This window comes from Streptosporangium fragile (assembly GCF_039534445.1).
Lineage (GTDB): Bacteria > Actinomycetota > Actinomycetes > Streptosporangiales > Streptosporangiaceae > Streptosporangium > Streptosporangium fragile.
In genome coordinates this window covers 45,232-56,528 of the sequence record NZ_BAAAVI010000019.1, presented here as the reverse complement: position 1 = coordinate 56,528, position 11,297 = coordinate 45,232, and the positions used below count along the sequence as shown (strand labels likewise).

16 protein-coding genes are annotated in these 11,297 nt (G+C 70.9%); 14 read left to right on the top strand and 2 right to left on the bottom strand.

The genetic code is table 11. The features are described 5' to 3' along the window. The first annotated feature begins 120 nt into the window (after positions 1-120). Together ABD841_RS15100 and ABD841_RS15095 are read left to right on the top strand one after the other, a co-directional pair. Positions 121-687: an integrase core domain-containing protein gene (locus ABD841_RS15100; protein ID WP_344971786.1), complete on the top strand. Its 567-nt coding sequence runs from the start codon at positions 121-123 to the stop codon at positions 685-687. A 172-nt stretch (positions 688-859) separates the two neighbouring features. After that, complete coding sequence (locus ABD841_RS15095) at positions 860-1,789, top strand: phosphotransferase enzyme family protein (protein WP_344971784.1); 930 nt, start codon at positions 860-862, stop codon at positions 1,787-1,789. Here the strand turns inward: ABD841_RS15095 and ABD841_RS15090 are convergent. Both ABD841_RS15090 and ABD841_RS15085 read right to left on the bottom strand, forming a co-directional pair. After that, positions 1,783-3,168 (bottom strand): NsdA family TPR-like regulatory protein, encoded by a 1,386-nt coding sequence (locus tag ABD841_RS15090; RefSeq protein ID WP_486389205.1) that lies wholly within the window; start codon positions 3,166-3,168, stop codon positions 1,783-1,785. The genes ABD841_RS15095 and ABD841_RS15090 overlap by 7 nt on opposite strands. Before the next feature lie 147 nt (positions 3,169-3,315). Further along, positions 3,316-3,681 carry a GntR family transcriptional regulator gene (locus tag ABD841_RS15085; RefSeq protein WP_344971780.1) on the bottom strand — a complete coding sequence of 122 codons (366 nt, stop codon included), beginning with the start codon at positions 3,679-3,681 and terminating at the stop codon, positions 3,316-3,318. A 182-nt stretch (positions 3,682-3,863) separates the two neighbouring features. On the opposite strand from ABD841_RS15085, the gene ABD841_RS15080 reads away from it, so the two are divergent. The 12 genes from ABD841_RS15080 (at position 3,864) to ABD841_RS15025 (ending at position 11,297) form a co-directional block, all read left to right on the top strand. Beyond that, positions 3,864-4,031 (top strand): hypothetical protein, encoded by a 168-nt coding sequence (locus tag ABD841_RS15080; protein ID WP_344971778.1) that lies wholly within the window; start codon positions 3,864-3,866, stop codon positions 4,029-4,031. Between the two features lie 81 nt (positions 4,032-4,112). Further along, positions 4,113-4,253 (top strand): hypothetical protein, encoded by a 141-nt coding sequence (locus tag ABD841_RS15075; RefSeq protein WP_344971776.1) that lies wholly within the window; start codon positions 4,113-4,115, stop codon positions 4,251-4,253. Continuing rightward, a complete protein-coding gene (locus ABD841_RS15070) occupies positions 4,250-4,669 on the top strand; it encodes a RapZ C-terminal domain-containing protein (RefSeq protein WP_344971774.1) in 420 nt (139 codons plus the stop codon). Before ABD841_RS15075 ends, ABD841_RS15070 begins: the two co-directional genes overlap by 4 nt. Next, complete coding sequence (locus ABD841_RS15065) at positions 4,666-5,007, top strand: WhiB family transcriptional regulator (RefSeq protein ID WP_344971772.1); 342 nt, start codon at positions 4,666-4,668, stop codon at positions 5,005-5,007. Before ABD841_RS15070 ends, ABD841_RS15065 begins: the two co-directional genes overlap by 4 nt. Continuing rightward, positions 5,007-5,252 (top strand): hypothetical protein, encoded by a 246-nt coding sequence (locus tag ABD841_RS15060; RefSeq protein WP_344971770.1) that lies wholly within the window; start codon positions 5,007-5,009, stop codon positions 5,250-5,252. The genes ABD841_RS15065 and ABD841_RS15060 overlap by 1 nt, the downstream gene beginning before the upstream one ends. Positions 5,253-5,439: 187 nt before the next feature. Further along, positions 5,440-6,183, top strand: a complete 744-nt coding sequence (locus ABD841_RS15055; RefSeq protein WP_344971768.1) for a M48 family metalloprotease — start codon at positions 5,440-5,442, stop codon at positions 6,181-6,183. Then, the gene (locus ABD841_RS15050) at positions 6,183-6,566 is read left to right on the top strand and encodes an RRQRL motif-containing zinc-binding protein (protein ID WP_344971766.1); all 384 of its coding nucleotides are present in this window, start codon (positions 6,183-6,185) and stop codon (positions 6,564-6,566) included. The genes ABD841_RS15055 and ABD841_RS15050 overlap by 1 nt, the downstream gene beginning before the upstream one ends. Beyond that, positions 6,563-7,501 (top strand): hypothetical protein, encoded by a 939-nt coding sequence (locus ABD841_RS15045; protein ID WP_344971764.1) that lies wholly within the window; start codon positions 6,563-6,565, stop codon positions 7,499-7,501. The genes ABD841_RS15050 and ABD841_RS15045 overlap by 4 nt, the downstream gene beginning before the upstream one ends. Next, the gene (traA, locus tag ABD841_RS15040) at positions 7,494-7,931 is read left to right on the top strand and encodes a plasmid transfer protein TraA (protein ID WP_344971762.1); all 438 of its coding nucleotides are present in this window, start codon (positions 7,494-7,496) and stop codon (positions 7,929-7,931) included. The genes ABD841_RS15045 and traA overlap by 8 nt, the downstream gene beginning before the upstream one ends. Positions 7,932-7,948: 17 nt before the next feature. Next, positions 7,949-9,982: a plasmid transfer protein TraB gene (gene traB, locus ABD841_RS15035; RefSeq protein WP_344971760.1), complete on the top strand. Its 2,034-nt coding sequence runs from the start codon at positions 7,949-7,951 to the stop codon at positions 9,980-9,982. 164 nt (positions 9,983-10,146) lie between these two features. Then, complete coding sequence (locus tag ABD841_RS15030; protein ID WP_344971758.1) at positions 10,147-10,389, top strand: hypothetical protein; 243 nt, start codon at positions 10,147-10,149, stop codon at positions 10,387-10,389. Beyond that, positions 10,386-11,297, top strand: coding sequence for a bifunctional DNA primase/polymerase (locus ABD841_RS15025; RefSeq protein WP_344971756.1), 912 nt, complete (start codon positions 10,386-10,388; stop codon positions 11,295-11,297). The genes ABD841_RS15030 and ABD841_RS15025 overlap by 4 nt, the downstream gene beginning before the upstream one ends.

The window sequence follows — 11,297 nt, the reverse complement described above, 5'->3', positions numbered from 1 at the left end:
TAACCTCGTGCAGATGGTGGCGGCCACCCGCAGCGGCGACGTGGACGGCGTGACCTTCCACTCGGATCGCGGTTCGGAGTACACCGCCGCCCGCTACAGGACCTGTGCCGGCACCCGGGCATGGTGCAGTCGATGGGCCGCGTGGGCTACGCGCTCGACAACGCAGCAGCCGAAGCGGTCAACAACTCCCTCAAGGTCGAGTATGTGCACCACCACCGGTTCCGCACCCGGGCCGAGGTCCGCCTGAAGGTCACCACCTGGATCGCCGACTTCTGCAACACCAACCGGCGGCACAGTGCCGACAACGGCTTGGCGCCCATCACATTCGAACGTTACATGATCGAGAAGAGGACAGCCTCATTGGCCCTGCCGAGGACCGCTGTGGCATGGAACCGTTCCCACGCTTCCAGGGGATTGGCAGCCAGCGTGTCTTCCCAAGATGCCATGGCCACCATCGAAGCCATGACGGCGATCGCACCCTGGTCCGTGCTGGGAAATCAACCTGCGATCACAGAAGGACGGAAACCGCCCGGTGGACCGATGCGCCCACCGGGCAACGAACCGGACGTACAAGCGATCAAGAAAACGACACATTCGCAGGTGGATGAGGGTAGGGCGGGCGGGACTCGAACCCGCGACCCAGGGATTATGAGTCCAAATCGCTCCGATATTCGATCAAGCATCTGACCTGCATAAATGCCGATACGCCTTTGATGTCTTCTTCCCGTTGGGAAGGCATTGGGAAATGATCATGTTCACTTGCGCTCGCCGCACTCCATGCGATTGAGGTCGATGAAGCGGGTCGTCGTCAGCGTGCCAGCATCAAGACGCTTTCAGAAGCAGGGGGTACCGTCAGCTCATGACCAAGAGTCGAACGGCTGCACCGCCGGCTGAGCATGCCAGGTCTCCCTTCACTCCTGAAAGCACCAAAGACACCCTGCTAGAGGCATGCGCCGCGGTTGGACTCGATCCGGCGAACGCAGAGCTGATCAGACTTGGCGAGAACGCGGTCTACCGACTTGCTTCGCCGGTCATCGTGCGTATCGGCCGGACGGTCGCGTACGCCGATGACGCTCGGAAGGAGGTCGCCGTAGCACGGTGGCTGGCCACCGAGGATTACCCGGCCACCCGCGCGCTTCCCATTGACCAGCCCGTCATCGTGGACGGGCGCGTTGTCACGTTCTGGGAGTCTCTATCCGAGGTGGAGGAGTACGGCTCGCCGGTGGAGGTAGGCGCCTTGCTCGCCAGACTCCACACACTGGAACCGCCGGCAGGGCTCCAGATTCCTCGCTTGGAACCCTTCGCCAGGGCAGAGCGCCGCATCACGGGCAACGACTGGTTCAGCCCCGAAGACGCCGCTTTCCTACGTGAACGACTCGCTCAGCTTCGGGAGGGCTACGCGACCCTGATCTTCGAGCTTCCTCAGGGGGTGATCCATGGGGATGCGAACGTGGGCAACGTCATCCGGGACCGCGCGGGCCGGCCGGTGCTGATCGACCTGGACGGCTTCGCCGTGGGGCCTCGCGAATGGGATCTCATCCTCACCGCCATCTACTACGAACGGTTCGGCTGGCACACCACCGAGGAATATGAAGCCTTCACCAGTGTCTACGGCTTCGATGTGATGCGCTGGCCTGGCTACCCGGTCCTGCGTGACGTCCGGGAATTCCTCATGGTCACCTGGCTCAGCCAGAAGGCAAGTCACGACGAGCGAACCGCCGCGGAGGTGCGCAAGCGGATTCGCGCGCTCAGGACCGGCGCCAGTCGACGTGACTGGGAGCCCTACTGAGCACCTGACACCTGCCGCCACAGGGAGAAGTCCGCGGCCTGCTCGTGGAAGCCTGCGAGCGCCGGGGACTTCCCCACGGAAGCAAGCCGTTCCGCGAACTCCCGAAGGTAGCTCGCACAGCGCGCGGAGCGCAGTTGCTCGCCGAGTTTCAACGCGTCCAGGACAACCGAGCACGCCTGTTCCGCTTCGCCTGCCCCGAGATGCGCGTCCGCGAGAACCATCGTGGCGAAGAAGTCGCTACGCAGATACGTGCCGTCTCCACTCGACCCGAGGCACTGGGCGGCGTACTGACTTGCCACCACCGGACGACCCAGGTCGCGGAAGCAGTGCCCGAACTCCGCAGCGAGTTCGGCGTCGTCGAAGTAGCGAATCCACTCCGGATCATCGTCCGGGTTCCGCCGCTCGAATTCCCGTACGGCGTGCGCCAGGGCGCGGTCACATGCGGAAGCGTCTCCCAGGCGTGCCAGGGCACGGGCCTCCATCGCGTGGAAGTGAGCCGTCAGCGTCGGGGTGGCCACTCCCGTCGTTCCCTGACGGGCGGCTCTGGCCAGGCTGGCAGCCTCGCGATACCGGCCGACGAAGGTGGCTTGATGGCTCATGGCATCGAGGATGCTGGCAGCCAAGAGCCGGTCATTTGCCGCCTGCGCAAGACCGAGCGCCTGGACGAAGTAGCGCTGAGCCAGGCCGTGTAGACCGCTGTCGTAGGACATCCACGCGGCAAGGAGAGTAGCCTCTGCTACTTCGGAGAAAAGCCGTCGCCGCGTCTTCTCCGAAGCCTGACCACGGAGAAGCCGTGTTCCGTCCGTGGTCAGGTAATGGATGAAAGAACGCCTTGCATGCTCGCCCCCGAAGCGATTGTCCATCTGCGCGAACAGGTCAATCGTCGCTCGGAATCGTGTGATGTCAGCGTCGCCTACGCGAGCCCCATGACCGCCCGCGTCCACGGACAGCGGGGGCGCAAGGAGCCACGCCAGGGAAGCGTCATTCCAGGCTGGCGCGCTGATCTGGCCCTTGAGTACAACCGATGCTTCATCAAGGTCGGCTTGCCAGAGCTGGGTGACCGTCTCCACCCCTTCGGCCAACTCCTCCGGGTAGGTCAGACCGAGGTCCAACGGCAGTTTGGTCGACGACGTCAGGCCTGCGTCGGAGAGTGTGACCGTACGCCCCAGGACTCGACTCAGCGTCGCGATGATGAGGCCGGCGGCATCCGCCCGAGGCTGCATGCCCTGCAACCACCGGCTCACCGACGTGTGATCACAGCCGATGGGCGTACCGGCGTGCTCGGAGGCATCCCGAACGGCGCGAGCGAACGACTTATGTGAAAACCCGGCTTCCTCAATGAGTCGGGCTAATCGGTCATTGGGAGTCCGCGCCGCCATTGCCACCCTTCCGAATGCACATGTGCGCCCCCTTGTGCGCGCTGTGGCGAGCCTTCGGAAAGGCACAGTCTTGTGTTGTCCAGTCAAGCCGGGATTACAAGCCCGGTCTACAGGAACGCGGAAAGAGGGGGCGGCGTGAACCGTGAATCACGATTTCGAAGGGGAGACCAACCGTTCCACGGCGGCGATTCGGTCTTCAAGGGACTCAAGGTGACTGCGGATCGCGCGGAGTTCCTCCAGCAACGCCTGAAGGTCGGCGGACTCGCCAGACTGCCGGCCTTCCGGAAGCGGATCACTGACGAAGACCCCTTTGCCCTGATGGGGTACGACAAGACCCTCTACGCGAAGTTCACGTATCGCGCTGCGAACCACGGTGATGGACACGCCGTAGTCCTTCATCAGCTGGTCGTAGGAGGGGATTTGGCTGCCGGCGGGATACCGCCCCCGGCGGATCTGAGCCCGGAGGTCATCGGCCACCTGCTTGTAGGCGAACTGACCTGACCATTCCGCCATCTGGGCGTCACCTTCCACTTCAAAAAGCCCTGCTGGGGCGCACCTTCCTAGTTCACCACACTCCCGCAATCACAGAAGTCCTTGACGAGTCTGAGTACTCAGTGCACTCTGAGACAGAGTCAGAGCGAAGCCGAGACCGAAGACGAGCCAAGGCATCCGTCTCGCCTCGAAAGGACAGAACTATGCGCTCTTACGGTTCTCGCCGCTTCCTGTGGATCGTGCTCGGGATCTGCGCACTGCTCTTCGTCGTCCGGGCGCCTGTTCAGGCGGCTCAGGCCGCGATGGGCGCCGCGCACGGGCTGACGGCTGTGGCCGATGCGCTGATGGCCTTCATCGGCGCTCTCGGCTGAACCACCCCACGAAAACGGGGCGATCCCCAATCCGCCAAGACCCGGGATCGCCCCCCACTCCCGCTAAGGAGCAACTTCATCATGACCCGCCCGCCCATCTGGGCCAAGTCCGACGTGTGCACGTCGGACTGCCGCAACGGCCAGATCTGGAACCCCGGTTCCGGCCCCTACCCCTGCCCTATCTGCCAGGCCAACGCCGGCGCGAACGGAGGCACGCGGTGACCGCCTCCACCCCCGCCACGCAGCCGCAGGTGATCGTGACGTCGTTCGGCTACCTGCACGGGCAGCCGCCCGCCGCGCACCTGACGATCGACCTGCGCCAGCACTTCCGGGACCCGCACGTCTCGCCCGAGCTGCGCTACCTGACCGCCCACGACGAGCCGGTTGGCGCCACGGTCTGGGGTACCTCGGGCATCGCGGGCCTGGTCGAGGCCACCGCCGCCGCCGTGATCGCGTTCTTGTCCGGCCCGAGCGCCGGCCCGGTGCTCGTGGCTGACGGGTGCGCTGGCGGGCGGCACCGCGCCCCTGTCTTCGCGAATCGTCTCGCCGCGCAGCTGCGCGCGAGCGGGCTCACCGTCGCTCTGCACCACCGCGACCTGGACAAGCCCGTCGTAGAGCGCGGCAGGTGCGGCCGATGAGCGCCCGGTCCTGGCTGCGCCGCACCTACATCGAGCGGGACCGGCGCGAGCGCGCCCTGCGTGAGGCGATGCTCGCCGCCGGCCCGGCGTGCGCCGACACCGACGCCGCCCTGTTCACCGCCCCGGACGTCTTCGAGCCTGAGCCGGTCGCGGTCCGCCAGGACCGGGAGGCCGCGGCCAAGAAGATCTGCGCCGCCTGCCCGGCCCGGACCGCGTGCCTGGCCTACGCCCTGGCCATCCGTCCCACCGAGGGCGTGTGGGCGGGCCTGTCGGCCACCGAGATCCGCGCCCTGTCCCTGTACCGGCCCGCGAGCGAGCCCGGCCGGGAGGTGGCGTGATGCCCAAGCGCTACTTCTCGGTCATCGCCCCGGCGCCGTGGAACACCTCCGGCAAGGCGAAGATCACCGTGCGCACCGGGGGCGCCTGCGAGGTGTACGTGTGCGTCGGCAACCACCGCGCCGCGATGTCCGCCGAGGAGGCGTGGGCGCTGTGGGTGGCGCTGGGCACCGCCCTGCCGGCCACCTTCGGCCCCGCCCCGGAGTGGGCCACCTCCCAGGCCACCCCGCCCGGGGAGGACCGGTGATGGCCCGCTTCCAGTGCCTCGACTGCGAGACCGAGCACCACACTGCCACCGGTTGTCCGCGCTGCCGCACGGCGCGCGGACAGGTGGAGGTCTGCCGCGCCCACGGCGCCCGCCCGGTCCACCGCTGCGGCGCCTGCCGCATCCTGATCCGTTCCCAGTCCGGCCTGTGAGCCGAGGAGGTGACCCCATGACCTTCACCCCCACCCCCACACCCATCCCCACCGTCCCGTCGGGCGGGTCCGTCGACCTGCCGGGGCTGGTCGAGCTGGTGTGCGCGCTGCGCCACTGCGCGCAGCTGCCCGGCCTGCTGATCCGCATCACCCCCGAGTTGGACGGCAACGCCGAAGCCGCCGGGAGCCGCTGCGACCGCACCCCGCGGATCGGCCTGGGTACCGATCTGCTGCGGGCGCCGGAGTCGTTGCCGCTGTACGGGGTGCTGGCCCACGAGATCGCCCACCACGCCCTGGGCCACGGCCGGCCCCGGGTGTTCTGGCGGGATCCGGCCTGGCTGGCCAAGGCCGCGCTGCTGAGCGGTGTGGTCTTGCGCCTGCCCGTGGCCGTTCTGGCCGTCCTGGTGTGCCTGGTGCTGGCCGCGGCGCTGGCCGGGGCCCGCCGGGACCGGCTGCAGGAGTACGACGCCGACGCGCACGCGGTGCGGCTGCTGGACGCCGCCGGGCTGCCCGGCCGGCGCCTGGTCACCGCGGCGCTGGCCGACCTGATCGACGCACCCCCCGGGCATCGGGTGATCGGGTGGGCCTTCGACGGCCACCCCAGCGCCCGCGCCCGGCGCCGGGTGCTGGCCACCGGCCGCCCGGCCCGCCGGCTGCGCTGGGCGCTGCTATGGCAGCGCACCCCCAACCCCGCCCCGGCGCCCGGGGCCTCCTGCACCACGTGCGGGCTGCGCGGCACCGAGGCGGGGGTGAGGGCGTGATGTCGCGCATCCGCGCCCGCTTCTGGGACCCGGCCGGCAGCAAGTACGGCATCCCCACCTACCCGTGGCGGATGGCCCCGGCCCACCTGCTCACCATGCGCCAGCTGACCGCCGCCGGGCTGCGGCCCGGCGGGCAGGGCGTGCAGGCGCAGATCATGTGGGCCTCGACCCGGCACGGCGCCCCGGGCGTGCGGGTGGCCTACCTGTACGACATCCGGTTCGCGCTGCCCAAGCGGGTTGCCACCCCGGCGCAGCGGGAAGCGCTGGCCAAGGCCAATGCCGCCCGCCGCACCTGCCCGATCTGCCGCCGGGATGCCGGGTATGTGCTGCCGCGGCATCTGGGCACCTGCCTGGACTGCGACAGTGCGGGGGTGGCCGCATGAGCGCCGCCCCGGTGACCCGCGCCGATGTCCTGGCCGAGTTGGAGGGGCTGCAGCGCACCAGCCGCATCGTCAGCCGCGCGGTGTGGGGGGTCGCGGTCGGGGTGATGGTCTACGGCGCCGGCAACGTGACCGGCCTGCTGGTCGCCCACGGCGTGCACCCGGCCATTGCGTGGATGCTCTCGCCGATGGTGGACCTGGGACTCATCGTCGCCCTGGTCGGCGGTCGGGCGCTGGACCGCTACGGGGTCCGCGCCGGATGGCTGACCATGCTGCGCTGGACCGCCGGGCTGATGACCTGGTCGCTGAACGTCGCCGGACCCGCGTTGGCACCCGGCGGAGTGGACGGGGTCGGGGTGCTGATCCACTCCTGCGGCCCGGTGCTGCTGCTGGTCGTCGCCGAAGCCTCCGCATCCGTGCAGCGCGGCATCGCCGCCACCACCGACCGCCTACACCGGCAACTCGACGCGACCACCCCGACCGGACCGACCGCGCCCGACCCGGCCCCGGCCGGTCCGGGCCTGGCCGGTCCGACCGCCGCGCCCGCGCTCCCCATCGCCCCGGCGCCGGACCGCGCCCCCACGCCGGTCGGACCGGCCAAGGCCCGCGCGGGCAAGACCGCCCCGACCGCGCCGACCGCCCGGACTCGCCGGGCGGTCGCCCCGGCGGACGTGGATGAGCTGATGCCGCTGGGCTGGCGCATCGCCGCCGACCACGAGGCCCGCGGTATCCCGCTGACCCGCGACCGGCTCAAGGACGCGGTCCGCCAGAGCGGACAGTCCATCTCCACCGACCGCGCCGGGCTGCTGCTGGCCCGGCTGCGCACCGATCCCCCGGCCGACCCCGCGCCGACCGCCGCCGATGCGGCGGACCGGCCGCGCCCCCTGACCGCCCCTGCTGAGCCCGTCACCACCGATTCGGGAGACCTGCATGGCTGACCGCACGCACCCCTTCGCCGGGGCCGACCGCTCCAACGGCCACCGGGCCGGTAGCCACCCCTACGCCGCCCAGGTCGGCTACTCGCCGCTGGCCGACCCGGAGTTCTTCACCAACGCCGACATCCGCAACTACTGCGAGAAGGCCCGCGGGGAGTTCCTGCGCCTATCGTTCGAAATCGCCATGGCCGCCGAAGTGCTACAGGCCGTGCTGAAAGAGGTACCCGACCCCGAAGGGCGCCCCTTTGGCGCGCGGGCACGCGCCCGCCGGGTGGCCCGCCACCTCAAGCGCACCGCCACCGACGCCCGGGACGCGGCCAAGAACGCCGCCCGCACCTACGCCGCCTTCCAGCGCGAATACGACCCCGAACTGTCGGCCACGACCCGCACCCGCCCGGCCCGGGCGCGGCGCCGCTTTGACTTCGGCGCCTGACCAGGAAGGAGAACCCCATGTCGCGTATGTCCGCCCGGCGTGACCTGCCGGACCTGCCCATGGCCTACCGCCCCCGCGGGGGCGGGATCGGCGGGTACCTGCTGCAGCGCGCCGCCCCGTACCTGCCGCCGTGGCTGCTGGCCGCCGGCACCGGGCTGGCCTCGCTGCCCGCCCACAGCCTGTGGGCCAACTCGGCCGCGGCCTCCGCCGGGCTCACCCTGGCCTCCGCCGCGCTGACCGCCACCACCTGGTGGGCGGGCAAGGCCACCACCCCGCAGCGGCGCATCCACTCCACCGTCACGGTGGGCGCGGCCACCTCGTGGCTGACCGCCGCCGCGCTGGCCGGCCCGGCCACCGGCCCGCTGCAGGGCATGTTCCTGATCGGTGGCCCGGCGCTGGCCGTCTCCTGGAACATCCGGCAGATGCTGCGTACCCGCCCCGGCCACGACGGCGAATCCGGCGCCGACTCCGGCGGGCTGCTGGAAAAGGTCGGCCTGGCCAAAACGTTGGTCACCGGCTCGACCGTGGCGCCGAACAAGGCCACCTTCCAGCTGCAGCTGCCGCCCGGGGAGCTGACCGCCGACGACGTGGCCAAGGCCGCGCCGCGCCTGGCCTCCGCCCTGGACGTGGCGCCCACCGCGGTGCGGGTGCACCCCGACCCCGACTCGCACGCCCGCGCTCAGGTCACCATCGTGCCGCGGGATCTGCTCAAGACCACCACCGTCTGGCCCGGCCCGTCCGCGCCGGGCGGGTCGGTCGCTGAGCCGGTGGTGGTCGGGGTGTATGAGGACGGCACCCCGGCGGTGCTGTACTTCCCCGGCGACCCGAAGCAGGCGCGCAACGCCATGCACTTGCTGGTCATGGGCATGACCGGCTCCGGCAAGAGTGAGGCGGCCCTGGTCGCCCTGGGTGAACTCGTCTCCCGCCGGGACGTGGTGGTGTGGGCCTCCGACCCGGCCAAGGCGGATCAGACCTTGGGGCCGCTGCTGCCCGCCCTGGACTGGGCCGCGCTGGACATGCCGTCCACGGTCGCGATGATCGAGGCCATCGCCTCGGCCATCCCCGAGCGCACCAAGTGGCTGGCCAAGTACGGCTACAAGCAGTGGGAACCGGCCTGCGCCCAGGTGCAGGCCGATGGCTCCCCCGGCATGCCGTACCTGGTGTGCTGGTTCGAAGAGGCGGCCAAGACCATCCGCGAAACCGACGACGACGCCTTCACCGGCATCGCCCAAGAGGCCCGCTCCGCCGGCATCTCCCTGGTGGTCTCCCTGCAGCGCGCCTCCGGCACCCAGATCTCCACCGACACCCGCGCCTCCCTGGGGTCGAGCTGGTGCTTCGGGGTGCGCGACGACCGCGACGCCGGATTCGCCCTGCCCGACGAGGCCCTCGACGCCGGGGCGGCCCCGCAGTCTTGGCGCGACAAGCGGCCCGGCTACCACTACCTGGCCGCCAACGGCGTGCCCGAGGCGCTGTGGGCGACCCCGGCCCGCTCCTACCTCACCTCCCGCGATCACCTGGAATGGGCCGTGACCACATTCGCCGACGTGCGCGCCACCCTGGACCCGGTCACCGCCGCCGCGGCCCGCCAGGCCGCCGGCAGCGCCTTCACCGACCGCACCCGCCACTCCCTCACCCCCGGCGCGTCGGCCGCGGCCCGGCCCGTCGAGAGCGACCGTTCCGTGTCCGACGCTGACGCCGATGACGAGCTGGACGATGTCGAGGAGTTCGACGGCATCGACCCCGAACAGCCCTTGGCGCCAGCACCCGCTGTGATGCGCTTCGGCACCCCCGACGCCCGCCCGCGCCGCACGGTCAGCACCGAAGAGGCCCGCCAGGCGATGACCGACCTGTTGGAGGAGTTCGAGGCCGCCGGGATGGTCGAAGTTGGGCCGAAGGAGTTCATGGACCACTGCGACCGGCACGGCCGCACCCGCGGCTGGGTCTCCGGACAGGTCGCCGCCCTGGTCCTCAGTGGCCGTCTGCAGGAGACCGACCGGCCCGGCCGCTACCGCATCATCCCGCAGGACAAGCGGGTCCTGGCCGGTGTCTGACATCAGACACCGTCTGACAGCACCGGCTCATTTCCCCAGGTAACGCGCGCCCGCGAGGGGTGTCAGACGGCGTCTGACACCCCGCCTGACGCCCGCGCTGACACCCCTCGCGCGCCTGCCCGCGCGACGCATCCGCTCTTGCTCTCACCGACAGGAGTTCGACCATGTCCGTCTCGGACACCGTTCGCCCGCCCCTCGCCATCCCGCGGCCCCGGCCGACGCCTCCGGCCCGCGAACCGAACGGGCTGCGCCTGCTGGACCTGTTCTGCTGCGCCGGGGGCGCCGCGATGGGCATCGCCTGGACCGACGACCGCCGCGAACTGGCCGAAGCCATCCCGCCCGCCTACACCCTGCACATCGGCCGCGCCATCGCCGCCGCCTTGACCGCGCAGAGGCAGGCGGCATGACCGCACCCGCGCAGCTGCGCTACGCCCTGGCCGCTGCCGCCCGCGGCTGGCACGTCTTCCCGCTGGTGCCCGGCGGGAAGGTGCCGCCGCGCGGCTTCGACCACTGGGAGCGCCGCGCTACCACCGACCCCACGACCATCCGCCGCTGGTGGGCGCACGAGCCCTACAACATCGGCATCGCGTGCGGCCCCTCACGCCTGGTCGCGCTGGACCTGGACACCCCCAAAGAGAAGGAGGGGCTTCGCCCCCCGCCAGCCTTTGACCTGCCGGGCGTGGGTGACGGCGCCGATGTCCTGGCGCTGGTCTGCGAGCGGGAAGGACAGCCGTTCCCGACGTTGGAGACCTTCCAGGTGCGCACCCGGCGCGGCGGCACCCACCTGTACTACGCCGCACCGGACGGCATCGAGCTGCGCAACACCGAGGGCGACAAGGGCAACGGGCTGGGCTGGCTGATCGACACCCGCGCGGCCGGCGGGTATGTCGTCGGCCCCGGCAGCTTCGTGGACCTGCCGGACGGCACCGGCGCCTATGAGGTCGTCCACAACGCCGCCCCGGCCCCGCTGCCGCCCTGGCTGTCCAAGCGGCTTGCCGCCCCGCCCCCGGCGGCGGCCAAGCCCGTGCACCTGGCCCTGCCCGACGACCGGCGCGGCGCGTTCCTGCGCGCCGCGGTCAACGGCGAACTGCAACGCCTGGCCGCCGCACCGGTCGGCGAGCGCAACCGCACCCTCTACCTGGCCGCCACCGCCCTGGGGCAGCTGGTGGCCGGGGGAGCCCTCGACGCAGCCGAGGTCACCACCTTGCTTGGACAGGGAGGGGCCGACATCGGGCTGAGCCCGTCCGAGACCCGCCTCACCATCGCCTCCGGGCTCCGAAACGGCGCCCGCCGCCCCCGGACGGTCGCCGCATGA

Excerpts from the sequence above, each read along its gene's own strand:
- ABD841_RS15100 (WP_344971786.1), top strand. The coding sequence starts at position 121 with ATGGTGCAGTCGATGGGCCGCGTGGGCTACGCGCTCGACAACGCAGCA.
- ABD841_RS15095 (WP_344971784.1), top strand. The coding sequence starts at position 860 with ATGACCAAGAGTCGAACGGCTGCACCGCCGGCTGAGCATGCCAGGTCT.
- ABD841_RS15090 (WP_486389205.1), bottom strand. The coding sequence starts at position 3,168 with ATGGCGGCGCGGACTCCCAATGACCGATTAGCCCGACTCATTGAGGAA.
- ABD841_RS15085 (WP_344971780.1), bottom strand. The coding sequence starts at position 3,681 with ATGGCGGAATGGTCAGGTCAGTTCGCCTACAAGCAGGTGGCCGATGAC.
- ABD841_RS15080 (WP_344971778.1), top strand. The coding sequence starts at position 3,864 with ATGCGCTCTTACGGTTCTCGCCGCTTCCTGTGGATCGTGCTCGGGATC.
- ABD841_RS15075 (WP_344971776.1), top strand. The coding sequence starts at position 4,113 with ATGACCCGCCCGCCCATCTGGGCCAAGTCCGACGTGTGCACGTCGGAC.
- ABD841_RS15065 (WP_344971772.1), top strand. The coding sequence starts at position 4,666 with ATGAGCGCCCGGTCCTGGCTGCGCCGCACCTACATCGAGCGGGACCGG.
- ABD841_RS15060 (WP_344971770.1), top strand. The coding sequence starts at position 5,007 with ATGCCCAAGCGCTACTTCTCGGTCATCGCCCCGGCGCCGTGGAACACC.
- ABD841_RS15055 (WP_344971768.1), top strand. The coding sequence starts at position 5,440 with ATGACCTTCACCCCCACCCCCACACCCATCCCCACCGTCCCGTCGGGC.
- ABD841_RS15050 (WP_344971766.1), top strand. The coding sequence starts at position 6,183 with ATGTCGCGCATCCGCGCCCGCTTCTGGGACCCGGCCGGCAGCAAGTAC.
- ABD841_RS15045 (WP_344971764.1), top strand. The coding sequence starts at position 6,563 with ATGAGCGCCGCCCCGGTGACCCGCGCCGATGTCCTGGCCGAGTTGGAG.
- traA (WP_344971762.1), top strand. The coding sequence starts at position 7,494 with ATGGCTGACCGCACGCACCCCTTCGCCGGGGCCGACCGCTCCAACGGC.
- traB (WP_344971760.1), top strand. The coding sequence starts at position 7,949 with ATGTCGCGTATGTCCGCCCGGCGTGACCTGCCGGACCTGCCCATGGCC.
- ABD841_RS15030 (WP_344971758.1), top strand. The coding sequence starts at position 10,147 with ATGTCCGTCTCGGACACCGTTCGCCCGCCCCTCGCCATCCCGCGGCCC.
- ABD841_RS15025 (WP_344971756.1), top strand. The coding sequence starts at position 10,386 with ATGACCGCACCCGCGCAGCTGCGCTACGCCCTGGCCGCTGCCGCCCGC.